This is a genomic window from Bradyrhizobium sp. CW1 (assembly GCF_023100665.1).
In the GTDB taxonomy this organism is placed as follows: domain Bacteria; phylum Pseudomonadota; class Alphaproteobacteria; order Rhizobiales; family Xanthobacteraceae; genus Bradyrhizobium; species Bradyrhizobium canariense_D.
The window spans coordinates 1,627,917-1,652,225 of the sequence record NZ_CP064684.1; the positions used below are offsets into that span (position 1 = coordinate 1,627,917).

The following is a 24,309-nucleotide window of genomic DNA, read 5'->3' on the forward strand; positions in this document are numbered from 1 at the left end:
ACCGCACTTAGAGGAGACCGTGATGAGACTGTCACTTGCCCAGCGAGCCAATGCCTTCGTTTCCGATCTCGTCAGCAGCTTTCTGAAAAAGAAGGCCGATCAGATCGCTTTCCGAGCCGGAGCAGATGACGGCGTCACAAATCCTGGCGGAGAAGTTTGGCGCGAAAAGCGATTCGCGGTCCAAGCAGCTGTCGAACGTTGCGTATCACTCGCGCACATCAACGCTAGGAGGCAATTATGCTGACCATTCGACTGAACCAAACCACGACCCTGACACCCGAACAATACATCGCCGCACTGACCGACTTCGGTCCGGGCCGTGCTGCGATCTTCACCAACAGTGCCGATGGATATCTCGAGGTGCACTCCAGAGACGGCTCTCGCGCCGACGTCACAGAAGGCTCCGGCGGCATCTGGGAACGCCTGCACTATGACTGGTCCAACACCGAGCGGGTGGTCCTGAAGACCGTGGCCTCGAACATTTGGGGCGGCGCATCAGGCCATGCCTACTGCTTCAGACGCCTTCCGAGCGGGCGCACTAACATCGAAGTGGTGGTCGTCCGCCAGGGTAAGAACCTGCGGGGACGGTTTATGGAGGTCGTCCTGCGAACCCTCGGGAGGGGCATCTTCCCGAAAGCCTTCGAGGCATCCATTTTGGCTCTTGAGAAGCGCGACGGTTTGACCAGCCACGATGCCTCCGGTGAGCCTTCCAACTTGAAGGCTTGTAAGTGGTGCTGGTAGGTCTTGCAGCGCGCGCGTTCCGGATTCTGCCTTCGTGTACTGCTTGCCCGCTTCCGTAGGGCGGATGGGCGGCCTCTATCGTGCGCCTTATAGGCGGCAGACCCGCCACACGGAGGGCGGGCAAGGCGCGAAAGGCTGCAGAAGAGAGCCGAACCCGCGGGCTGTCGCCGGCCGCCACTACAGGTGAACCGTCCTGCCGCGCCGGCTGTCGAGCAGGGATGAGTGGGACTAGGGAAGGCCGCTCAGGTCGGGCAACGCGGCATGCAATAGATCGTCCAGGACCAAGTCAGCTCCGCCTCTTCGCCGTGAGTCATTTCCCACCTCAGCCTAGTAGGGCGTAAGTGCCTATCGCTTGAGCGGCGGGTAGCCATCCACATAGACCCAATCCGTTGATTGAGCCGGCGCGTGGCAAGATTGACAGTCGGTCTGATAGTCCGTGCTGGTTGTTCGCGACGGGTTATCGGCATCGAACCATGACCAGTCCCATCCGTCCCCCCAGAGCTTGTTGCCAGGATGATGGTTGTTGCTGTCCTTCAGCATGACGAACCAGCCCTTGAGCTTGCCGGGCCGGCTCACGATGCCGGTCGTCATTGGCTCGGTCGCGGCTTCGAACACTTCCTTCACTAGGACGGTGCCGTCAGCGAACACTCCGTCCTTCCTATAGGATTGCGCCACCCCAGGCGACGCGTAGACCGTGTGGATCTCCTTGGAGCCGGGCCCCTGGTCCGCCGCGACCGCCCAGCTACCGAGGATCTGGTAGGTCGATCGATAGTTCTGCGGCACGTGGAGAGCGCCTTGGGCATCTGCGATCTCTTCCGGGGTACCTTGTGCTCTTCCGCTCATGACGCCCCAGCCCGCGACGGTGAGCATGATCGCGACCCCGGCGACGGTGTTGATCAATATGTTGGCCTTCTCCATCTGTGCCTCCATCTCATCTCTGAATTGGTCGAATCGCCGCGGGACCTCGCGAAGTCAGTGATCCGCGCCCGCCACTCACGATCGCTCGCGCACGCTCCTGAAAGCGGTCCGAAGCTCATCGGCGAGGAGCAGCGGTTGCTCCCACGCAGCGAAGTGTCCGCCTTTAGCGACCTTGTTGTAGTGGATGAGTTTCGGATAGGCCGCTCGAGTCCAACTCAGCGGCGCCTCGTATTGCTCGCCGGGAAAGACGCTCACTGCCACGGGAATGGCGACGCCCTTCACGTTGAAGAAGCCGCCCTTGTACTCCCAGTAGAGACGCGAGGCCGAAACCCCGGTGTTGGTCAGCCAGTAGAGCGTGATGTTGTCGAGGATCTCGTCGCGCGTCAGTTCCCCGTTGTCGCTCGTATAGCGGTGAAGAGCCGAAGCGACCGCTGCCGCAGGCTGGCCGTCGGCGTCGTTGTGATCGAGTAACCAGGCCGCCAAGCCGATGGGCGAGTCCGCGATGCCGTAAAGCGTCTGCGGGCGCGTCGCCATCAATCTAGCATATGAGACCTGCTTGAACGTCCGGACGAGCTGCGCATAGGCGCGCTGCTCTTCGGCGGACAGGCCCGCCGGTGCGGGAGCGCCCGCTTGCAATGCCTTGTCGACCTCGGCAGGAACGGTCGCCGGCATGTTGGTGTGGATGGCGAGGAGCCCCGCGGGCGCCTGCAGGCCCATCTGGTCCACGACGAATGCGCCCCAATCGCCGCCCTGCGCAACGTAGCGCCTGTAACCCAGCCGCTTCATCAGCTCTGCCCAGGCGCGCGCCATACGCTCTGGCCCCCAGCCGGTGCTGCTCGGCTTTCCGGAGAAGCCGTACCCCGGCATGGACGGAATGACGACGTGGAAGGCGTCCTCCGGCGCGGCGGGATTCGTCAGAGGATTGATGAGCTTGAGTTGCTCGATGATCGAACCAGGCCACCCGTGCGTGACGATGATGGGAAGTGCGTTCGGGTGTTTGGAGCGCACGTGGATGAAGTGGATATCCAGTCCATCGATGTTGGTCAGAAACTGAGGAAACGAATTCAGCTTGGCTTCGATCCGGCGCCAATCATAATCGGTCGCCCAATGCCGAGCGAGTTCTTGAATGGTGGGAAGCTGAACGCCTTGCGAGGCGTCTCCCACGGTCTCGCGGTCGGGCCAGCGGGTGTCGGCAATCCGACCTTTCAGATCGTCCAGCTGCTTTTGCGGGATGCTGATCCTGAACGGACTGATGTCGGTGGCCTCCACCGCCTGCGCCATGCTGGCGAAGAAGGGTTCGGCGGCGGCAATCACGCCCACAGCCGCGCCCAAGAGCTGGCGTCGGTCGAGGCGGGCGGTCTCGAGGTAGCTGAACATATTCGTCTCCATCTGGCATCGAGTGTGGCAGGCATTAGGACTTCGCCTTCGTGACACTGGAACGAGGCCGGATGAAACGCCCGTTAGCTGTTGTTAGCTGGTGTGAGGGTGAAAGCGGGCTTGCGAAGCGCTGTTCGAGCAGTGCACGCGGATCGAGGCCGGCAGTACCGGCCGCAAACGTTTCGGCGGAGCCGTGGACCTTCGATGATCGACCGGCTCGGCTCCGCGCCGCTGCGCACATACGACCGAGCACGCGCCCACGCCCGGCTACGTGCCGGCCCCCGAATCCTCACAGGGCCTGACGAAGCCTGTTTCCCGAGGCGGGCGCACTCTGGACGCCGAGGGCCACTGGATGCCCACTATGACGGAGGTGAAACATTCGATGGATAGTCTTGGTTTGATCGTTGCTCTGCCGCTCAGTGCGACTGCTGCTCCTCTGCAGTACCGTCAGGAGCATGACGCTCTGCATTCGATAGGGCGCGCGCCTTTGGTCGCGCACTCGAGGCGCCGTTGGATTTTCGGTATGGACAGGTGCCGCGATACGTCGATCAACCCGATCCCACGGTCGACAGCTCCTTCAAGACTTGGGGCAGTTAGCTCAAGGGCGCAGGGTGGCGGCATGCCCGAGCCGCGGGCAAGCAGCGTTTACCGGTTGCGGCAGGCCGCGTTGCCAGGCGGCGCCGGAGCGGGACGCGCCGAGAAGTCCAAGAATTCATGTGGCCGGTCTGAAACGCGTCGAAATTGACCGAGTTTCATGGTGGAATCGGCCGGTCAGGTGGTACACAGCGGTGGTCACAAATTGCGACCGGTTTTTTTGGAATCCTTGTTTTGTGGGGTTTTTTGCGTGTTTGCGGGATCGGGGAAGAGAGTCCCACTCTCTCGGCCGGAGCCGCTCCGTTTGCTGCGGCTGACGTCTTTAAACATCCGGAGCAGGTGTTCACTCGCATGAAATGCAGCACCTGTTCGCGCGCTCGATCGTGCCGGCCACCAGACTCGTGCCTCGCCTTGCAGCAGAGGCGTTAAGGCGGAAGAAACCAAGCGCCTTTACGCGCTCTTTCTGTGTTCTGCCTTAGCTTGACGCCGGCTAGGGCTAACTCGATGGGCATACTTAAGCAAATCCGTGGCGCATTCTCAGTGGGCGATACGACCGATCCAGTCGGTCGCTCGCTGCTGGTCGAGCAATTCCGCATCCTGCGCAAACAGGTGCCGGCGCTCTACGCGGCGCTGCTCGTCGACAGTATCAGCGTAGGGTTGGTCCTCCCGTCCACCGTCTCACCATGGCTGAGGTTCGGCTTGCCGGCCGCACTCCTCGTCATGTGTCTCGTTCGATTATCCCAATGGATTCGGCTGAACGGCACCGATTTCTCGCCCGAAGAGGCTTACCGTCAATTAGCCAAGACCCGCCTTGTTGCGGTCGTGCTCAACGCCGGCTTCGTGTTCTGGATCCTGGCGCTGTTCGGGACAGTTGAGCCTAGTCTGCGAGCCCCGGTGGCATTGCTCGTCTTCATGGGCTGTGTGGGCACCGCCTACTGCCTCGGCAGCTTCCCGCCTGCCTCTCGGCTGACGATGCTGATTGCCGGTGCACCGATCGGGACGTTGCTGCTCCTCTCCGGCGACGCAATGATGATCTCACTCGGGATCAATCTGTTGCTGCTGCTCGGTCTGCTCGGCCGCATGATCAACACGAACTTCCGGTCCTTCGTTCAACTGGTCCAGACCCACAGCAAGATGACCGAAGAAGGTGCGCGCGCGCGGGCTGCCGAGCAGACCGCCACCGCTTTTGCCGAGCGGTTTGACACCGCTCTGAACAACATGTCGCAGGGCCTGTGTTTCTTCGACGAGGACCAGCGCCTAATCGTCTGCAACCGCCAATACCTGGAAGTCTACGATCTCGATCCGGAACTCGTTCGGCCGGGCATGAGCCTGAATGCGATCGTGGACCTTCGGTACTCGGTAGGCAGTGCACCAAAGATGTCGAAGGCCGAATATCTCGTCTGGCGCAACAGCGCCCCAGTGATCGCTCGACAGTCCGATACCACAGTCGAACTGACAAACGGTCGCATCGTGCGTATCCGGCACCGGCCGATGGAGGGGAACGGATGGGTCGCGACTCACGAGGACATCACTGAGCGCCACCGGACCGAAGCCGCACTTGCCGAGGCCAAGGCCGCTGCCGAGCAGGCGGAAGCTGCCGCCCGGTCCGCGCATACCCACCTCACGGAGGCCCTCGACGTCGTCCCGGAAGGGCTGGCGGTATTCGACAAGAACGATCGTCTGGTTCTTTGGAATCGGCAATACGCCGAGTTCTATACGGCCAGCGAAGAGGCGCTCGAGAGCGGAGCGCCGTTCGAACATATTCTCCGGGTTGGCCTAGCTCGGGGGCAGTACCCGGACGCTATCGGGCGCGAGGAGGAATGGCTTTCAGAGCGCATGGCCTGTCACGTTTTGCCGCGCTACTCCCATGAGCAGCATCTGGCCGGTGACCGGTGGGTGCGCGTGAAGGAGAGACGCACCGGGGACGGAGGCAGTATCGGGGTCCGGATCGACATCACCGACCTGAAGCGCCGCGAAGCGTCCTTCCACCTGCTCTTCGAGGAAAACCCGCTCCCAATGTGGGTGGCTGACGCCAAGACGCGACAACTCATTGCCGTGAACGGCGCGATGTGCCGCCATTATGGATATGCCCGCGAAGCTCTCCTGGCGATGTCAGAAACGCAGCTCGAGCACGGTGAGACCGATGGCGGTGCCGAACGCGATTTCGAACTGCACAAGAGTGCCTGCGGGGACGCAATCCAGGTCGTGATCGAGTCGCGACCGCTCATCTATGAGGGACGCCAGGCCTACGTTAGCGTCGCCTTCGATGTCACGGAGCGCAATCGGACGCAACAGAAGATCAGCTATCTGGCTTGCCACGACGCGCTCACGGACCTGCCCAACAGGACCGCATTGGATCAGCATCTCGTTGCCGCGATCCAACGAGCGGAAGTCTCGGACGGCGGGCTCGCGGTGCTCTGCATCGATCTCGACCACTTTAAGGAAATCAACGATCTGTTTGGACACGCGATCGGAGACGCCGTCCTTCGCGAAGCATCCAGGCGTCTGCAGGAGGCAGCGCAAGGTTCTTATGTGGCGCGCGTCGGGGGAGACGAGTTCATCGGTCTCACCGACCAATTACCTTTGCCGGCCAGTGCGGAATTGCTTGCCACCAGGATGCGAGCGGCCTTCGATCAGCCGATCGAGGTCGAAGGTCACGCCTTGAAGGTAGATTTGTGTGTCGGCGTGGCCCTCTTCCCGAGAGACGCCGGTGATGTCGTCTCACTGTTGGCCAACGCCGATGCAGCACTCTATCGCGCGAAACACGAAGGCAGGGGCGCAATACGTCTGTTCACGAGCGCCATGGATCAGCAGCTGCGCAACCGTCGCGCCCTCGAGCACGATCTCCGGCTCGCCGTAGAACGGGGAGAGTTGTACCTCGAGTACCAGCCGCAGCAGCGCCGGGATGGGCGGATCGCCGGATACGAAGCGCTTGTGCGTTGGAAACATCCCGTGCGCGGCATCATTGCTCCGGGAGAGTTCATCCCCGTCGCCGAGAAGAGCGGGGCAATCGCGCAGATCGACGACTGGGTGCTGATGGAAGCGTGCAGGGAGGCCGCCTCATGGGATCAGCCGCTCCGGATTGCGGTGAACGTCTCGGCCGCGCAGTTCCGCCGGGAGAATCTCGACGCGCATGTCCGCAAGGCACTTCGTGAAACCGGGCTGGCGCCATCGCGGCTCGAGCTCGAAATCACGGAAGGCGTCCTGATCGAGGACATCGCCCGCGCCAATAAGACAATGCAATCTCTCAAGACCTTGGGAATTTTGTTCGCACTCGACGATTTCGGCACGGGGTATTCCTCCCTGTCGTACCTCGAAGCGTTTCCTCTGGACAGGATCAAGATCGATCGGTGCTTTGTTGCATCGCTCGGCCAGAGCGAACGATCGCTCGCCATCGTCCGAGCCGTGATCGGCCTCGCTCACGGGCTAGGCGTGCCGGTCCTTGCCGAAGGGATCGAGACCGACGCGCAGATGTCGCTCCTGCTGCACGAAGGCTGCGACGAAATGCAAGGCTACCTGATTGGGCGTCCCCGGCGCTTGGCGGTCAACAGAGAGACCAAGCACGACGTGATGCAAGCGGCATCGTAAGGCACGGGACGGTCCGGCGGCAGGGTCTCGGCTCCTGCGCACGAACTGCCGCCCTCGCGCAAGCGGCTGCCAGTAAACAGCAGACCTCCGGAACAAATCTCGAATCAAGACGTTCGATGTCGCGGAGCCATCGCCCGCCGTTCACAACGGCGCCAGTCGCGGATAGCCAAAGGTCGACGGACCCGCTGTTATTCACCACTAGCGCTCGCGCGGATAGCCAAAGGCGATGGCTGCCGTCCCGAAGCATTTCATGTCCGCGACATGTGAAGCAAGGCCCACCTCGTCACCGGCGGTTGATGAGGCGACAACCTCCGATAGGCTCGAATTGATACGGCGGTAGTTTGCCGACCAGATCAGGCCTTAAAGCGTACGCTTGCTTGTGAAGCCGTAGCAGTCGAAGAAGGCACGATGACGCCGCCGTCGAGCTTCTCCTCTTTGCGGCTACGTCCAATCTGGTTTCCTAAACCTTGCGAGACTTGAACTTGCCCCGACGGCTTCTAACTTGAATAGTTGCCGGGCAGCAGTTCGGCAAAGTGAAAATCAAGAGGGAAGACAAGCGCTCCTTTCGCGCGGGAATTTTGGAGGAAAGTGACATGAGAAAGCTTGCTCTTGCAATCGTCGCGGCAGCAACGCTCCTCATCGGATCGGTTGCGCCGGCTTCGGCTCATTGGCGTCATCATCATTGGGGCGGCCCGGGCATCGGCCCCGGACTTGCTCTCGGGCTATTTGCCGGAACATTGGCTGCTGCGGCCGCGCCGCCAGTCTATTATGGACCGGTCTATGGCCCGCCACCCTACTACTACCGTCCCGGATACCGGGTGGTCCGCTATTATCGGCCGGCCTATCCCTATTGGTACGGTTGGTAGCCCAGAAGGAGGGCCCGGTTTCAAGCGAACCGGGCCTTTCCTGCGAACGCGCAGGCTTCAGCGCTTTGCTGAGATGACCCTGTTGATGTGCCTCCGTCCTGTCCGGCACTCGTCCTGAAACCTCGCCTGTTCTTACTAGTTGTTCCAGAGACCAACAGCCCGTCGCTACTCAAATCGAGCCTATGGCATGACTCAGAAGAGCCGATTTAACTTCGCGTATGCTGTTTTCGCGATCTTTGCGCTGCTGTTCATTCAGTACGTCGTCGCTGCGGCGAACAGAATCGCTGTCATTCCCTACAGTGAATATCAGCAACTGCTCCGGGACGGTAAAGTCGACAGTGTCGGTATTTCCGATCGCACTGTGCAGGGAACGCTGAAAGAGGCGTTGCCCGGCGGGCAGAAGCAGTTCGTGACCACCCGCGTCGACCAGGACGTGGCGCAGGAGCTGGACAAATACCACGTCCGTTTCACCGGCCAGATCGAGAGCACGTTCCTCCGCGACTTGCTCTCATGGATCATGCCGGTGCTGCTTTTCTTTGGCGTATGGTGGTACATCGGCCGCCGCGTTGCCGAAGGAGGTGGCCTTGGAGGAGGCCTGATGCAGATCGGGAAGAGCAAGGCCAAGATCTATGTCGAGTCCAACACCGGCATCACCTTTGCGGATGTCGCCGGTGTGGACGAGGCCAAGGACGAACTTCGCGAGGTCGTCGACTTTCTGAAGAATCCCTCCGACTATGGCCGGCTCGGCGGCCGCATGCCGAAGGGCGTGCTGCTGGTCGGTCCGCCCGGGACGGGCAAGACCTTGCTCGCCAAGGCAGTGGCCGGCGAAGCCAAGGTGCCGTTCTTCTCGATCTCGGGTTCGGAGTTCGTCGAAATGTTCGTCGGTGTCGGCGCGGCACGCGTGCGGGACCTGTTCCAGCAGGCACACGAAAAGGCGCCCGCGATTATCTTCATCGACGAACTCGACGCGCTGGGCCGGGCCCGTGGCATCGACCCCTTTGCTGGCGGACATGACGAGAAGGAACAGACACTGAATCAGCTCCTGGTCGAGCTCGACGGCTTCGACTCGCGCTCGGGCCTGGTGATCCTCGCTGCAACGAATCGGCCAGAAATACTCGATCCTGCGCTGCTCCGGGCCGGCCGCTTTGATCGCCAGGTGCTGGTTGATCGGCCGGACAAGAAAGGCCGTATCGAGATCCTCAAAGTTCACATGAAAAAGGTGCAGATCGCACCTGACGTTGCTCCGGATGCCATCGCCGCATTGACACCGGGCTTTACCGGCGCCGATCTCGCGAACCTCGTCAACGAGGCGGCACTCCTCGCCACTCGACGCGGCGGAGATGCGGTCACGATGAGCGACTTCAATAATGCGGTAGAGCGCATGGTCGCAGGTCTCGAAAAGCGCAACCGGCTACTCAATGCCAAAGAGCGCGAGATCGTTGCCTATCACGAGCTGGGCCACGCGCTGGTCGCGCTCTCATTGCCCGGCGTGGATCCGGTGCACAAGATCTCGATCATTCCTCGGGGCGTCGGAGCCCTCGGCTACACTATTCAACGGCCCATCGAAGATCGCTTCCTGATGACCAAAGAGGAGCTCGAGAACAAGATGGCGGTCCTGCTGGGCGGCCGAGCGGCGGAGTTGATCGTCTTCGGTCATTTGTCAACCGGAGCGGCGGACGATCTGCGCCGTGTCACCGACATCGCCCGCAGCATGGTGACCCGCTACGGCATGTCGGAAAAGCTCGGGAGCGTCGCTTATGAGGGCGAGCCTGGCAATTTCCTGGCGAGCGCGGACCGGCCCTACCCGGTTCGTGAGCGTGACTACGCGGAGGAAACCGCTGCCAGCGTTGACCGTGAGGTCAAGGACATTGTCGATCGGGTTCTGGAGCGGGCCGAAGCCATCCTGACGACTCGCCGTCCAATTCTCGACCGCGCGGCCAAAAAGCTATTGGAGAAAGAGACGCTGGAGCAGAACGATATTGACGCGCTGATCCGGGAGATGCCCAAAGAAGCTCTGCGGGCCGTGTGAGCAGGAGGCACGCGGCTCAACCGGCAGGGTTCGTCCCAGTGCCCCTGCGCGGCTCAGTCATGTTCTCATATGGTGACGGCGCGTTCGAGATAAGGGCTGGCAAAGCAGATGGCTCATGGCGAGTCGACGGGTCGGCTGTGTTCTCCAGGTAGAGCTGCCCCCGACCAACATGATGCCAGCGTCACGCTTAAAGTCACCAGATCTCAATCGTCCATCCCTCTCACCCCCAGATCGACCGACGACCGAACGCGGCCATTTGCGTTTCGGTTGCAAACGTGCCGAGCGCCTGCTCTGTGTCACTTACTCAGCCGTGACGCTGGACCTGTGTCGGCGCGCTACTTCGCCGCGCTGCGCTGTGCGATGGCCTCGGGCCGCGGTTGATCCTTGGCCTTGGCGAGCCGTTCCGGGGACGTCGGCCTGACAAGACGAAACGCAATTGCAGAGCCGGGAATCGGATCTTCGCCCGCTCGTCTGAGTAGCTGGCGCTCGACGAGGTGTTTCAAGGCGAGTGCCAGCTCCTTTGCCCGCCCCACGATGCCGGCGGTGGCGGCCAGAGGCGGTTCGAAGGCTGCAAGAAAGTTGCGCTCGATCTGCTGGACGTTCGTTGAAGTCCCGCTTTCCATGACTTTGTTCCTGCATACGCGCCGAGATCAACAGCAATGGCTGTTCCGGCCGGTGCAGCCAAGATTTCTCCCCCGCGCAGCGGCGGCGCGGGGAGGAGTCAGCGGCAGAGGCTCAGGCCATCTGCTGGTGCTCGAGCTTCTGATTGTCGTTGCCGGCCATCTGACGCGGCTTCATTGCTTGCGGGACCTCACGCACCAGCTCGATCTTGAGCAGCCGTCCACCAGGGACGCGCCTTTTACTTGCACGTATTCGGCTAGATTGAACTGCCGCCGGAACGGGCGAGACGAGATGCCCTGATACAGGAACTGATGGGCACCTCGATCGGCCTTGCGGCCTTCGACGGTCAGCATGTTCTGCTCCGGTGATGGTCACCTCGTCAGGCGAGAAGCCGGCCAGAGCGAGCGATATCTGATAGTGGCCCTCGTCGCTTCGCTCGATGTTGTAGGGCGGATTCCGGCGCCCGATAGCCGCGTCCTAAGAAGGCACCCGGAGCAGCACATGAAGCAGCGCTGCACTAATGGAATTAGAATGGACGCGGCCATTTTCAAGGCCCTATGCCTCGCAAGCTGATGTCGATAAGAGCGCCACCTGCGAACTCTGCTGATTTGCAGGGCTCGGCTACGGCTCGAACCGCCACTGACCGGTTTTCACATCCTCCCGCTGGGCCCCGCCGTTTCAATACCGGGCGCAAGCGCGGTCTGCGAGGCGATTGCCGGCCAGCAGACGCACTCGGCGATGCCCGACCGCTCCGGGACTATCAAGCACCCTTTCTAGCTTGTCGGCGGCATACATCGTTCACCGGCCACACCTGTGCAGGGGCTATCCCTCATCCGGACGCCAGCGCCTCTCAGGCGGCAAGTCCATGATCAACGCGCCTGAAGTCGCCGTAGGGCCGGAGATCGCGCGTACGCCAGGCACGGCGGTGCGAACAAGACGCGCCGCGACGGCTGCTCGGAACGTCGACCCGCCGTCCCTCGGATCGCGAGCCGGCCTTCCGCCCAAGAGATCCCGCGCGATCTGCCGGACCTTCCAGAAGCTCTCCCCCCCTCCGGTTCCAAAGAAATGCCAGTCTCTCAGGAGGCGCGGTTGCGCCCCCTCGGGTGGTATCGATCACCGCCGGCCGGCGCGAGCAACGGGTGCTTATTAGCTCATGGGTGAGCTGACTGGAGGAACCGATTCCGCCCGCGCCCGATTGCTTGTCGAAAGAGACTCCGACGAACGGAGGCGTGATGGCGCATTTCGCACAGCTCCGCGATCGCATGGTCAAGGTTCAACTTGCAGGTCGCGGGATCCGCGACGGGCGGGTTCTGAGCGCCATGGCGCAGGTGCCCCGGGAGCGGTTCGTCGAACCTGGCTTCGAGGAATTCGCCTACGAGGATGGCGCACTGCCGATTGCGCACGCCCAGACTGTCTCGCAGCCCTACATTGTCGCACTGATGACCGAAGCGGCCGAACTGAACCCGGCAGATAAGGTTCTCGAAATCGGAACCGGCTCAGGCTATGCCACGGCCGTGGCCTCGCGGCTCGCCAGAACCGTTCACACCATCGAGCGGCATGGTGATCTGGCCAGTGTCGCAGCCGACCGTCTTTCGAGACTAGGATACACGAACTGCGTTGTCCATACGGCGGACGGCACACGAGGCTTGCCCGAGGAGGCACCATTCGATGCAATACTGGTCGCTGCTGGCGGACCAGCGATACCGGAGCCGCTCAAGCAACAGTTGGCGATCGGCGGGCGCCTCGTCATCCCCGTCGGCGATTTCGAGCACGAACAATCATTGCTGCGGCTCACCCGCCGGAGCGACTTCGAATACGAGGAAGAAGCCTTCGGAGCAGTGCGTTTCGTGCCCCTGATCGGCGAGCACGGATGGGCCGAAGATGGGACGCGCTCTGCAAGCAATCACGTTCCCGGACAGGCCCAATTCCGCTCACTCCCGGACATGATCCGAGCCGCCGTCGACCCCTTGCCGCCTTTCGACGATCCCGCATTCGGCGAGCCGTTTGATCGCTTCGCGTCCTCTCGGATTGTTCTGCTTGGGGAAGCCAGCCACGGCACGTCTGAGTTCTACCAGGCGCGAGCCGCGATCACGCGCCGCCTGATTGAGAAGCACGGCTTTACGGCCGTTGCCGTCGAAGCAGATTGGCCTGACGCCGCGGCGATCGACCGATACGTTCGCCAGCGAGCGTCCCGCAGCTCGAGCGGGAAGCCGTTCCAGCGCTTCCCAAGCTGGATGTGGCGCAATATGTCAATCGGCGTTCAAATTTGACCCCGTATCGGCGTCCAATTTTGACCCCTTCGAGCGGCGGGTTTTGGCGGTAGCGCTCGCACCGTCGGAGCTGGTCGGGGTTGCGGAGACGGTGCGAGCGCGGGTTGCGTGATCGTCGTCGCGGCTTTTGAAGCGCCAGCTGTCGTTGCCGGTCTCGACGATGTCGCAATGGTGGGTCAGGCGATCTAGAAGCGCGGTGGTCATTTTGGCGTCGCCGAAGACGCTGGGCCATTCACCGAACGCGAGATTGGTGGTGACGACGATGGACGTGCGCTCGTAGAGCCGGCTGACGAGGTGGAACAGGAGCTGGCCGCCGGATTGGGCGAACGGTAGATAACCGAGTTCGTCGAGGACGATGAAGTCCATCCGGGTCAAATGCTCGGCAATCCGACCTTGCCGTCCATTGCGGGTCTCGATCTCCAGACGGTTGACGAGGTCGACCACGTTGTAGAAGCGGCCGCGGGCACCGGATCGGATGCAGCTTCTGGCGATTGCGATGGCCATATGTGTTTTGCCGGTGCCGGTACCGCCGATCAGCACGGCGTTACGTTGCTGGGCGATGAAGCCGCCGCCGGCGAGATCATTGACCAGCGTCTGGTTGATGGGTGTGCCTTCGAACTGGAAGTCCTCGAGATCCTTGGCCAGCGGCAGCTTGGCGATGGTGAGCTGGTACTTAATCGAGCGGGCCTGCTTCTCGTTGATCTCGGCGTTGAGCAGGTCGCCGACAATGCGCTGGGGTTCGTGCTGGCGTTTGACAGCGGTCGCCATGATCTCGTCGAAGGCAGCCTTCATGCCGTAGAGTTTGAGCTCGCCCATGAGGTCGAAGAGTTGAGTACGTTCCATCAGATGGTTCTCCTGAGGTTGTCGTAACGGGCACAGTCGGCGATCGGGGCGTGGCGCAATGTCAGTGCGGCCGGGGTGAGAATGTTGGCTGGCGGCGCAGGATCACGCTGGCGGGCCAGGATGTTGAGCACGACATCGGCGGAATGAACGCCGTGAGCGATCGCCTCGGCGCAGGCTGCTTCGACGGCCGGCAAGCCGTCGGTCAGAACCGCGTTGAGGATATCGACCATCTGCCGGTTGCCATCGTCGGCACTGGTAAGCTTACGCCGCACACGTTCGATCGCAGCCGGAAGCACCCAGTCCTTGAAGGGAGCGCCGTTGCGCAAGGCACCGGGTTTGCGAGCCAGTACCGGCACGTAATGCCAGGGATCATAGGTCGTCTCGCCGCGGCCGAACGAGCGAGCATGCTCGGCAACGATGCGTCCGTCCTGACGGATCACAATGCGGTCGGCGTAGGCGTGAACCTCGACAGGCCGCCCGACAGCGTTGGCCGTGACCGAGTATTTATTGTTGTCGAACCGCACCAGACAGGTCGTCGAGACCGATGCCGGCACCGCGTGGAATCCGTCGAACCGGCCGGCATAGGGAACGAGCTTCGGCCGCTCGGCTTCGAACACCTCCCAGACCGTCTGTTCGGCCAGTTCTGGATGCCGGTGCGCCTTGGCGTAGGCGATGCACTTGTCCAGCAGCCACGCGTTCAACTCGTCGAGGGTTTTGAACCGCAGCCGCGGCGTGAAGAAGCGCTCCCGGACAAGCCCAACCTGGTTCTCGACCTGGCCCTTCTCCCAACCCGACGCTGGCGTGCAGGCAACCGGATCGACCAGGTAGTGGCTGCACATCTGCATGAAGCGGCGATTGTAGAGACGCCCTTTGCCGACGAAGATCGTCTCCACCGCCGTCTTCATGTTGTCGTAGATGCCGCGCACGCAGGTGCCCTTGAACAGGGCGAACGCCCGGTCGTGGGCGTCGAACACCATCTCCTGTGTCTCGCGCGGATAGCAACGCACGAACAGCATCCGGCTGTGGCAGAGCCGGACATGGGCGGCCTTCACCATCACCGTCACGCCATTGAGCAGGACGACCTCGTGGCTCCAGTCAAACTGGTAAGCTTCTCCGGGCGCAAAGCTAAGCGGGACGTAGGCAGCGGCCGTGGATTGTCCGCGCTCCTTGCTCCATCGCCTGGCGTAGCGCCGCACGGCGTCGTAACCGCCGTCATAGCCGCGCTCACGCAGCTCCTCGAACATCCGGATCAATGTCAGTTGCTCGCGAGCGGACTTGCCCGCGTTCCCTGACAACAACCCGTCGAGTTCTGCTGCCCATCGTCCCAGCTTCGGCCGCGGCTGGACAACACGCTCGTACTCGAATGAGGTCTCTCCCGATCTCAGCACCTTCCGGACTGTGTTCCGCGACACCTTCAGGTCACGGGCGATCTCCTTGATCGTCTTGCCCTTGATGAAGTGCTCGCGCCGTATCCGGGCGATTGTCTCCACGATCAGCATCCCCGACCACCTGCTTCATGACGAAGCAGGCAGCGCAACAGACCAACCTGTAGGGGGTCAATTTTGGACGCCGATCCCCCGGCTTAGGGGGTCAATATTGCAGGCCGAATGACACAATACGGATGTTGCCGCTTTCGTCGAGTGGATGCGCGAACACAACGACAGAAAGCCTGCGCGTGATCGGGCCGCATTCTTCGGTCTCGATATCTACAACATGCGAAGCTCCATCGCCGCCGTCCTCACCTATCTCGATAGGGTAGATCCTGCAGCAGCAGCAATTGCGCGCGAGCGTTATGGGTGCCTGACCCCTTGGCAGCGCGAACCATCGACCTACGGTCGTGCCGTCCTGACCGAAGGTTATCGAAAATGCGAGGCGGAGGTGGTCCGGCAGTGCCAGGAGATCCTCGGAAAGCAACTCGACTACGCCGCGAACGACCCGGACAGCTTCCTGGACGCGGCGCAGAACGCGCTTCTTGTCGCATCCGCCGAACGCTACTATCGGATCATGTATTACGGAGGCGCCGAATCTTGGAATCTGCGCGATACCCACATGTTCGAGACCTTGGGGCATATCCTCGAGGCGCAAGGTCCCCAATCGAAGGCAGTGGTCTGGGCGCACAACTCTCATATCGGCGATGCCCGCTTCACGGAGATGGGTGTCGTCCGGGAGGAGCTGAACCTCGGTCAGCTTTGTCGAAATAAGTTCGCTGGCGCAGCATGCTTGGTCGGATTTGGCACCCATAGGGGTACCGTGGCCGCCGCGTCGGACTGGGACGGCGAGATGGAAGTGATGCAGGTGCGGGCCTCTCGGCCGGACAGCTACGAGCGCCAGTTTCACGACGCCGGTGTGGCGCGCGGCCTTCTCGAGTTTCGCCGCGATGAGAGCCTTCGCCGTCGCCTGATCGAGCCGCGGCTCGAACGTTTTATCGGAGTTATCTACCGTCCCGACACCGAACTGCAAAGCCACTACGCGGAAGCCTCCTTGCCCCAGCAGTTTGATGCGTTCTTGTGGTGCGACGAGTCTCACGCAGTCCGGCCTCTAGGGCCCGAACATTGCCGTGCCGGCGTCCCCGACACCTATCCATTCGGCCTGTGATGCGAGCTGGCGCGAGGGCAGCTATCGAAGCTGCAGTCCTGCTACCAGGCAATTGGCGAGTTCGCGACAGGCGCACAGGCTCGACATGGAAGCCACTGTAGCGTTTCGTAGTATTTGTGGAGCAACCCACATCGCCCGAAGCGGGGCACAACCTGACTCGCACCCGACGATGATCCTCCTGAGACCTGTAGTCGCGGAAACGCGTTTGGATCGTTTCCGCTCGATGCGAGTTCTTGTCGATGTTGCAACCGCCCCGCGCCATAGAGGCAGTCCTGCCAGAGATCATCGATGACGGAGATCGGCTATTCTTATGCGCTTTCTTGGCGGCGCGTCTCGGCGGCGATGCTCGCGCTGATTATTCTGTTTGTCTCGCCCTGCCGCGCGGAAAGTGCTCGTGTCCGTATCAACATCGCGGGCCTGGGCACCGAGAGGTGCGATGTCATCGAGACCGGACGCGCCAGTAAGGTCGACGTGATGAAATGGGTTGAAGGGTTCTGGAGTGGACTAAACTACGTGGCTGCGGCAAGCGGCCAGAAGCAGTCGATTGTCGATACCGACTTGATCATAACTGAACTTGAGAAGGCTTGCCGCCGCCGCCCGTCCCAGATTTTGGCGACTGCCGCCTGGAACGCATTCCTTGCGCTGAATGAAAAGTAACGCCGCGTCAGTTGGGGTGGCGGGAGGCCTGGACGTACGCCGGCCTCCCTCCGCCAGTTGGACCAGGCCTTACGCTGTGGCCTGCGCATGGCCGCCCTGGGCGTACCAGATCCGAACAGCAGCGATCAGAGCCACCAGCGTGCCGGCGACAACGTGGACCGGCATCGCGGTGGGGCTGTTCGAGAACTTCACAAGCCATGGCGATAGCGTGACCCACACGCCGACCGCAAGCGCGATCCACTCCTCCCATTCGGCGAACGCGGTCAAGGCGGCAAGGGCCAGCGCGGCGATGACGAGGCCGCTCGCCCAGGCATTCCAGCTTGGCGTACGCTCATTGGAAAAGCCCAGGAGCCAGGGGGATATGAACAAGCCTGCCCCGAGCAGAAGATTGAGCACGTCGGGTATCAGCTCTTTTTCTCCAAGTGCTGTACATCGTTCGTCTCCTTCATGATCCAGGTACCCGGCGGGAAGCAGAACCTCCCGCCGGCTAAACACTCATTTGCCGTTGATTGCGATCCGTTTCACCTTCTGCTGAGCGGTGGGTGACTTCGGCAGCGTCACCGTCAGCACGCCGTTCTTGAACGACGCAGCGACCTTGTCCTGGTCGATGTCGTCAACCGGGATAGCCCGCTCGAACCGTCCATAATAGCGTTCGCTGAAGCGACGCTCCTTGTCCTCGGTCTCGCTCTTCTTTTCACCGCTGATGGTCAGCAGACCATTGCGCAGTTCGACGTTGACGTCCTTTTCTTCGAGACCGGGCAGTTCCGCGACCACTTTGACGTCCTTCTCGGTCTCGTTGACTTCGACGCTCGGCCAACCGAGCCCGTTTGACTTGAACGGGGCGATATCAAACGCACGAAACGCATTGTCGAACAGCCGGTTCATTTCGCTGTGCAGCGCGAAGAACGGATTGGCCTCATTGCGTTGGAAGGACATCTCCCGTGAGCCATTTCCGAATGGAATGAGATCTCGCAGTGCCATGGTATTCTCTCCTTTGTTTGCTTTTTGCCGTGCGTGCGGACGGGCGCGCGGCAACGCCGCGCACCACCCGCAGCTCTGACCGGTAGACCGGTCAGGCTACTTGCTTCTGCTCGATTTGCTGGTTGTCATTGCCGGCCAAGCCGATCTCGATGTGACGCGGTTTCATTGACTCCGGCACTTCCCGAACCAGATTGATCATCAGCATACCGCTCTCGAACGTCGCATTCTTCACCTGGACGTGGTCGGCCAGGTTGAACACGCGGCGGAACGGCCGCATGGAGATGCCCTGGAACAGGAAGTTGTGATCACCTTTGTCGGCCTTGCGGCCCTCCACGGTGAGCTTGGATTGCTCCGCAGTGATCGTGATCTCATCCGGGGTGAAGCCGGCCAACGCCAGCGAGATTCGGTACTGGTCCTCGCCAGTCCGCTCGATGTCGTACAGCGGATAATTGTCCCTGTCGTTCATCGCGTCGTTGGCCAGGTCAAGCATTCGTTCGAAGCCGATGCTCGAACGCCAGAATGGGGACAGATCATAGGTCCTCATAGCCATATCCTCCTTTGAGCAACATGGATAAGAGCGCGCCGGGATCTTCCGGCGGTTTCTGCCGGACCGTAGAACGCGTCCGGCGCCACACCGGTGGCAAGCAACCATTTAGAAGCACGTTTTTCGACGTCAAGAGATCCCGCCCGCTCTTCTGCTGAATTTTCGAAGTCACGGGTGTGCTGCTCAGCACCCGGCACGCCGGCGGCGGGGTTCCTAGGAGGACCGTCTGCCGGCCGTTGCATGGGCCCGCGTCTGCGCCTCACAGAGAGGCCGTTCCGATCCGAGAGCAGAGCGGGACGAGGGCTGTCGGGCAAGCGCTCAGCCGCGCGCCATCATCTTCCGTCTGCTGGTCGGACTCGGAGGGCACCCGACGAGGAACAAGGAGACAGACGACACGCGCTCTAGTGGCAACTCCAAACTATTCGCCACGCCGGCGGTTTAGTTTTAGGTGGATTCAACGCGCGTATGTCGCCTGGTTCCTTCAGCCAAAGGATCCAGAACGGGCCGTCCGTCGCGCGAATCCGTGCCACGCAAGCGGGACGGCGACTATGCAGAGAGCTGCCATCGGAATGAATGCTGCCCCGGCATACGCCTCGTAGAGAGCGCCGGAAACGAGAGTCAGCAGCGTGCTCACCAGTCCGGAGCCGAACGCGTACACCGCCTGGGCTGTGGCCGCGATGGTTATGGGCACTACGGGCCGCATGAGGCGCATGCAAGCGAGATGAAGCAGAGCAAAAGTCAGTCCGTGCAACGGCTGTATCATCGCAAGGAGCAAAACCGAGCTTGTCAGTCCCGCAACGCACCAACGCACGACGCCGGCGGCGGCCGCCAGAACAGCGGCGGCACGGGCGCCAAACCGATCAAGCATGGCCGGACCGACCAGCAAAAAGACGAAGACCTCTGCCAGGACCGCTTCGGCCCATAGGAAGCTGATTGTCGACGGGGCCAAGCCAGAATCGCTCCATCGGATGACCGCGAAGGCGTCATGCATTGCGTGACTGCCGTAGACCAAAGCTGAAGCCGCCATAACCGATCGGAACCCCGGAATCTTGAGAACTGCGAACACTTCGTCCACAGCGGAGCGGAGCCCGCCGCTCGATGAGGCTTGAGCGACCGGACGGGGAACCCATGCCGTTGCGCCGGCGGCCGCGATCAGGAGGATCGCATTCACCCAGGCGACCGGCGCGAGATCCGTGGAAGTTATGAGCTGCCCAACTGCCAACGTGCCCAGCACAAAAGCGACCGAACCCGCACCTCGTATCCAGCCGTACTCGAGGGGCCTCCCTGCCGTCGCGGCCGCGCGGCATTGACCGACAACGCATCGGCAATCGCGGTCGTAGGAGCAAGAGCCGCCGCCTGAACCAGTGCGGCAAGGAGCAACAGCACGAATGTATCCGTCCCGAGCAAAGCAGCGGCGGCGCCTGCGGCAACGATCGCACAGCCGGCGAGCACAAGGCGCAACGATGCGATCAGGTCGGCGAAGGCTGCGACAACTGGTCCGGAGACGAGCCGCATCAGCATCGCGCCCGCGAGTAGCCCCCCGATCTGCTGGGCGCTCAGCGCCTTCGCTTCGAAGAACTTCGGCCAGAACGGTGATGCCACGCCAAATGCTGCGTATAGCGCGCCATACAACATAACATAGGCGAACGGTCCGGTTACGCGCACGAGTCCGCGCCCTCAAATCCCACAGGCCCGAATGCATAGCTGGCGCAAGTAGGGCCAGCTAGTCGCGACCCCACTTGCCCCAGCAACTCCGCACTTTCGAACGGATCATCGCCGTCCGCAACGGCTCGATCCGGTCTTGTCGATCCTAGGCGCGAACCAGCATGTCGCAAATTGGTTATGGCGTAGCAGCGAACGCGGGCCTTCGGAAACGGAACAGGCAGCATGGCGAACAACGAGGAACAGAGCTATCTCGAGTCGCTCGTCCGCGCCGACTTCGAGCGTTGCCACCCCGACGACACGTTCGAGGATCTCAAGCGGCGGGCGGCCTTCTCGAAGGAAGACAAGGGGCTGCTGCGGGACTGGATGGCCATTGCCAAGGCTCGTGCCGCAGCGCAGCGCGCCAAGCCGTCACCGATGCACCCCGCGGCATAGAGGCAGGAGAGCCGATGGCAACTCGGCGCCACCACGCAACAGGGCGCGGGCGATTTGACGCTGATCGCCGGCAGCCTGGTCGCCTTTGGCCGTTACTCTGCTTCGCCGCGCCAGACAAGATCCAGCACCAGCAAAGCCGAACGATGTTAGACACCTTCATCAATTCGCTCCACAGCTGATGCTGCGCTTCCAGCCAGCTCTCTCTTGAGGCGCTGCACGTCGCCCGCGGGGCGGTCATGCCGTCGTAGGCTATGGGCTTGCCAATCCCGGCAGCTCACTTCGAATGCCCGTCATAATGAAATTCACGCCGATCGCGGCGACGATAAGGGCCATCACGCGGGTCATGACACTGATGCCGGTACGACCCAGCACCCGCTGGACCGCTGCGGCCATCCATAACGTCAGTCCGATCAGGAAAGTAGCCACGAGTGCGGCGGCGCCCAGGAATGCCTTGGCAAGCCACCCCGGATTGTCATTGGAAAGAGTGATCAGGATGCCCATCTCGGCCGGCCCGACCAGCAGCGGAAAGGCAAAAGGGGTAATGGCGAGCCCGTGGACGTCGACTTCGCTGCGGCTCGCCTCGTCCGAGCGCGGTATCAGTTTGCCATGTTGCGCCTGAAACATTTCAAACGCGATCACCAGCGCGAGCAGCCCGCCCGCAATGCGGAAATCGTCCAGTCCGACATTGAAGAACTTCAGGATCTCCTTGCCAAGGAGCACCGAGCTGACGAAGAAGGTACCTACCGCTGTGCACGCCAGGAGTATCACCCGGTGCGCCTTTCCGGTGCCTGCATGTCGAGTGAGCGCCAAGAAAATCGGAATGGCGCCGATAGGGTTGCTCAGTGCGTACAGGAGCATGGTAGTTCCGACAAATTGATTCCAGGCCATGGCTCGTCCCCACATTGCTCTTGCGATGACCGCTGCCGATTTCGCCTATATGGGCGCATGAGCTCGGAATGGCAGCGACAAGCTTCTCCGGCACTCAAGACTGTCTGCCACCGCGGCGCCGGTCGGGCATCCCCAGCCGAGCGCCTCTCCAACCGATGCTCTTTCCAAGGCGCGACGGGAACAATGCGACTGGTTCGTGATTTTGTGAGCGCGACCGATGCGCTTGGGTGCCGCTCCCGGGCCCAAGGCGCACCCTCGGTGCTCCAACCCACTTTGCTCTCAGGAGGAATTGGATATGAGCTCCCTGTCACTTCCATCAACGATGCCCACCGTTTATTCTGAAGGCGGGCTCTCGCGGTACCTAGCGGCCATTCGCAACTTCCCGCTGCTCAATCCGACCGAAGAAGCAATGTATGCCGAACGATGGCGCGAACACGGCGATCGCGAGGCCGCATACCGTCTGGTGACAAGTCACTTGCGGCTGGCGGCGAAGATTGCGCTGCGCTATCGCGGCTACGGTTTGCCCGTCGCCGATCTGATCTCAGAAGCGAACGTCGGGCTGATGCTGGCTGTGAAACGGTTCGAGCCCAAGAAAGGCTTTCGTCTCGCCACCTATGCGATGTGGTGGATCAAGGCAAGCGTCCAGGAGTACATCCTGCGGTCCTGGTCGTTGGTCAAGATCGGCACGACGGCAGCGCAAAAGAAGCTGTTCTTCAACTTGCGCAAGCTCAAGAACCGAATAGGAGCGAGCGAGGAAGGCGAGCTGTCACCGGAGCAAGCCGCGTACATCGCTGGGCAATTGAAGGTTGAGCCCCGCGAAGTGGTCGAGATGAACGGAAGGATCCGAGGAGACGTTTCGCTCAACCTGCCCATGGCGCAGGCGGACACCTCCGAGGAGATGCAAGACCGTCTGATCGATCCCTCGCCTGATCCTGAAACGCTGGTCTCCGACGCACAAGATCGCGAGCGGATAAGGGACGCCTTGAAGAATGCGCTCGCAGCCCTGACTTCGCGAGAGCGCAGCATCATCGAAGCGCGATTCCTGACGGAACAACCGACGACATTCGACGAGCTTGCTGTCACGTTTGGCGTGTCGCGCGAGCGCATTCGTCAGATCGAGGCGCGCGCGCTGCAGAAGATCAAAAGCGCAGTCTGCGCTCGCTTAGACGCAGCTTCGTTGGCTCCAACCCGCCTACATTCCGAACTTCAGGGCTGACCAGCCAGCCCTATCAGCTCCCAAGCCTGACCTGCCCGTGCCGCCGAGGCCGTCTGGCAGGTCGGGTTCTCGGGACGACCGGCTAGACACAACAGAAGTGCCCCGCGGCTCAGCGGGGCAGTTCGGCGAGCAAGTCGTCGAGCTTAAGGGGCTCGCCTCGCGCTGCGAACCACTCCGTCGCGCAGCCGCACGGCGGCGACCGCGTCCGTCTACCGGTAGCCTCAATGCATCCAGGACGCTCTGCACCTCGCGCTCAGCCACGGCATGCGCCGCATCGGCATCAATACCGGGCGCATCGCCGTCCAGCCCCGAAAGGCCACGGGGAAAGAGATTCCGGTAAACCGGACGCTCAGGTAGCCCAGCGCCGTTTCGAAAGCCCAGCGCCAATCCCAGTTCGTTCAAGCTTTCAGATAGCACCGATTTACCTGAGGCCGGATCAGGGGAAAACCGGTTGCGCGGCACGATCCAATCGATGAGGGTGCCGTCGACAGACCGGCGATGGCGACGCATTTCGCGCACCAATTCCCCGTAGTGGCTGACGCCAATGATGCCCAGCGTCACGGCATCGAGGCTCGCCAGCACGTCCAGATCGACGAAACTGTCCTTGAGCGGTGTCACAACTGTGTCCGCGATGGAATGCGCCAGCCGCATCAAATAGCTGTCGTGCGGTGGGGTATCGATCACGAGGAAGTCGTGGCGGCGCCCGATGGATGCGATGGCTTGCTCGAACTCCTGCAGCTCGGCGACCTCGTTTTCGTCCACCTTGAGACCGTCGGCACGCGTGACGGTGAAATGAGTCGGCAGCTCGAGCTCGATATGACATCTGCGAGCCCAGTCGCGCCGGTTCTGAATATAGCGGGTAAGGGTGCGCTGGCGGCCGTCGAGATCAATAGTCGCCAATCGCTGGCGACCTTCAACAGGGCGACGGCGATATGCATCGCGACCGTCGTCTTTCCCGTACCTCCCTTTTCGTTTCCAACCACAATGACGTGGGGCGCGGCATCCGCTTGTATGTCGACGTTCAGCATGATCCGGCCTCTGAAACGGACGGCGCCACAATGTGCCGACCGAGTCAGTATTTCTCTCGGGCAGTTTCTCCGTCGCGACCGTCGAGTGGCTCAATCGAGGCGGGCATCGCGAACAACCAAGAGGAAGCTGCGTGGTTTCAAACTAGATGGCAAGTTTAGCTCGACTGAAGTTCGTGGCGAGGCGGCAGCTCGCGAGCGACCGTGCTTCAAATGGTACAGAATGCCTGCGCCTGTCCCCGCGCGTGCTCAGCTCGAGCCACTCGCTCAAGCGTCGCATTTGCGAGCGGTCAAAGGAACTTTGATGAGCCGTGCCCGTTCGACCGCCAAGCGCTTGAATTTGAGGGCGAGAGATGAAAGCTGTACCGAGATTACTCGTGGTCATGGGCTTGGCCGTCACCGGATGGCTTGGCCCCGGCCTGGGCACTGCGTTTGCGCAGACAATCTATCTGGATCCGT

18 protein-coding genes and 5 pseudogenes are annotated in these 24,309 nt (G+C 61.7%); 9 read left to right on the plus strand and 14 right to left on the minus strand.

Features of this window, described 5'->3' with window-relative positions; genetic code table 11:
- Positions 1–31: 31 nt before the first annotated feature.
- Entirely contained in the window at positions 32–184 is a 153-nt protein-coding gene (locus tag IVB54_RS07910) for a hypothetical protein (RefSeq protein WP_247777137.1), read from the minus strand.
- Positions 185–237: 53 nt separating this feature from the next.
- On the opposite strand from IVB54_RS07910, the gene IVB54_RS07915 reads away from it, so the two are divergent.
- The gene (locus IVB54_RS07915) at positions 238–741 is read left to right on the plus strand and encodes a hypothetical protein (RefSeq protein ID WP_247400837.1); all 504 of its coding nucleotides are present in this window, start codon (positions 238–240) and stop codon (positions 739–741) included.
- 345 nt (positions 742–1,086) lie between these two features.
- Here the strand turns inward: IVB54_RS07915 and IVB54_RS07920 are convergent, their stop codons facing one another.
- A complete protein-coding gene (locus IVB54_RS07920) occupies positions 1,087–1,659 on the minus strand; it encodes a cytochrome P460 family protein (RefSeq protein ID WP_247400834.1) in 573 nt (190 codons plus the stop codon).
- A gap of 75 nt (positions 1,660–1,734) precedes the next feature.
- A complete protein-coding gene (locus tag IVB54_RS07925) occupies positions 1,735–3,036 on the minus strand; it encodes an epoxide hydrolase (protein WP_247400831.1) in 1,302 nt (433 codons plus the stop codon).
- A 1,134-nt stretch (positions 3,037–4,170) separates the two neighbouring features.
- On the opposite strand from IVB54_RS07925, the gene IVB54_RS07930 reads away from it, so the two are divergent.
- From IVB54_RS07930 to ftsH, 3 genes are all read left to right on the plus strand, one after another.
- Complete coding sequence (locus IVB54_RS07930; protein ID WP_247777138.1) at positions 4,171–7,218, plus strand: EAL domain-containing protein; 3,048 nt, start codon at positions 4,171–4,173, stop codon at positions 7,216–7,218.
- Positions 7,219–7,811: 593 nt separating this feature from the next.
- Positions 7,812–8,084 carry a hypothetical protein gene (locus IVB54_RS07935; protein WP_083926592.1) on the plus strand — a complete coding sequence of 91 codons (273 nt, stop codon included), beginning with the start codon at positions 7,812–7,814 and terminating at the stop codon, positions 8,082–8,084.
- 187 nt (positions 8,085–8,271) lie between these two features.
- Positions 8,272–10,113, plus strand: coding sequence for an ATP-dependent zinc metalloprotease FtsH (gene ftsH / locus IVB54_RS07940; RefSeq protein ID WP_018460183.1), 1,842 nt, complete (start codon positions 8,272–8,274; stop codon positions 10,111–10,113).
- Positions 10,114–10,448: 335 nt separating this feature from the next.
- Here ftsH and IVB54_RS07945 read toward each other — a convergent pair whose 3' ends face one another.
- Entirely contained in the window at positions 10,449–10,736 is a 288-nt protein-coding gene (locus IVB54_RS07945) for a hypothetical protein (RefSeq protein ID WP_018460184.1), read from the minus strand.
- A 112-nt stretch (positions 10,737–10,848) separates the two neighbouring features.
- Positions 10,849–11,202, minus strand: a pseudogene (locus IVB54_RS07950) (Hsp20 family protein).
- 764 nt (positions 11,203–11,966) lie between these two features.
- On the opposite strand from IVB54_RS07950, the pseudogene IVB54_RS07955 reads away from it, so the two are divergent.
- Positions 11,967–12,980: pseudogene (locus tag IVB54_RS07955) on the plus strand (protein-L-isoaspartate(D-aspartate) O-methyltransferase); the annotation flags it as partial.
- Between the two features lie 3 nt (positions 12,981–12,983).
- On the opposite strand, the gene istB reads toward IVB54_RS07955, so the two are convergent.
- Entirely contained in the window at positions 12,984–13,847 is an 864-nt protein-coding gene (istB, locus tag IVB54_RS07960) for an IS21-like element helper ATPase IstB (RefSeq protein WP_346658833.1), read from the minus strand.
- An 8-nt stretch (positions 13,848–13,855) separates the two neighbouring features.
- Positions 13,856–15,346 (minus strand): annotated as a pseudogene (gene istA / locus IVB54_RS07965) (IS21 family transposase); the annotation flags it as partial.
- Between the two features lie 115 nt (positions 15,347–15,461).
- On the opposite strand from istA, the pseudogene IVB54_RS07970 reads away from it, so the two are divergent.
- Positions 15,462–16,442, plus strand: a pseudogene (locus IVB54_RS07970) (erythromycin esterase family protein); the annotation flags it as partial.
- Positions 16,443–16,730: 288 nt separating this feature from the next.
- Positions 16,731–17,099, plus strand: coding sequence for a hypothetical protein (locus IVB54_RS07975; RefSeq protein WP_018460187.1), 369 nt, complete (start codon positions 16,731–16,733; stop codon positions 17,097–17,099).
- A 69-nt stretch (positions 17,100–17,168) separates the two neighbouring features.
- Here IVB54_RS07975 and IVB54_RS07980 read toward each other — a convergent pair whose 3' ends face one another.
- From IVB54_RS07980 to IVB54_RS41375, 5 genes are all read right to left on the minus strand, one after another.
- Entirely contained in the window at positions 17,169–17,495 is a 327-nt protein-coding gene (locus IVB54_RS07980) for an SPW repeat protein (protein WP_247400819.1), read from the minus strand.
- 99 nt (positions 17,496–17,594) lie between these two features.
- A complete protein-coding gene (locus IVB54_RS07985) occupies positions 17,595–18,080 on the minus strand; it encodes an Hsp20/alpha crystallin family protein (protein ID WP_247400952.1) in 486 nt (161 codons plus the stop codon).
- A gap of 91 nt (positions 18,081–18,171) precedes the next feature.
- Positions 18,172–18,624 carry an Hsp20 family protein gene (locus IVB54_RS07990; protein ID WP_018460190.1) on the minus strand — a complete coding sequence of 151 codons (453 nt, stop codon included), beginning with the start codon at positions 18,622–18,624 and terminating at the stop codon, positions 18,172–18,174.
- Between the two features lie 481 nt (positions 18,625–19,105).
- Positions 19,106–19,885, minus strand: a complete 780-nt coding sequence (locus IVB54_RS07995) for an MFS transporter (protein WP_253075703.1) — start codon at positions 19,883–19,885, stop codon at positions 19,106–19,108.
- Entirely contained in the window at positions 19,825–20,226 is a 402-nt protein-coding gene (locus tag IVB54_RS41375; protein ID WP_253075702.1) for an MFS transporter, read from the minus strand. The genes IVB54_RS07995 and IVB54_RS41375 overlap by 61 nt, the downstream gene beginning before the upstream one ends.
- Positions 20,227–20,511: 285 nt before the next feature.
- Here IVB54_RS41375 and IVB54_RS08000 point away from each other — a divergent pair, with 285 nt between their 5' ends.
- Positions 20,512–20,721, plus strand: coding sequence for a hypothetical protein (locus IVB54_RS08000; protein ID WP_247400817.1), 210 nt, complete (start codon positions 20,512–20,514; stop codon positions 20,719–20,721).
- Between the two features lie 249 nt (positions 20,722–20,970).
- Here IVB54_RS08000 and IVB54_RS08005 read toward each other — a convergent pair whose 3' ends face one another.
- Complete coding sequence (locus IVB54_RS08005; RefSeq protein WP_247400815.1) at positions 20,971–21,609, minus strand: MarC family protein; 639 nt, start codon at positions 21,607–21,609, stop codon at positions 20,971–20,973.
- Between the two features lie 295 nt (positions 21,610–21,904).
- On the opposite strand from IVB54_RS08005, the gene rpoH reads away from it, so the two are divergent.
- Entirely contained in the window at positions 21,905–22,825 is a 921-nt protein-coding gene (gene rpoH / locus IVB54_RS08010) for an RNA polymerase sigma factor RpoH (protein ID WP_247542500.1), read from the plus strand.
- A 109-nt stretch (positions 22,826–22,934) separates the two neighbouring features.
- On the opposite strand, the pseudogene IVB54_RS08015 reads toward rpoH, so the two are convergent.
- Positions 22,935–23,853, minus strand: a pseudogene (locus IVB54_RS08015) (division plane positioning ATPase MipZ).
- Between the last annotated feature and the right edge of the window lie 456 nt (positions 23,854–24,309).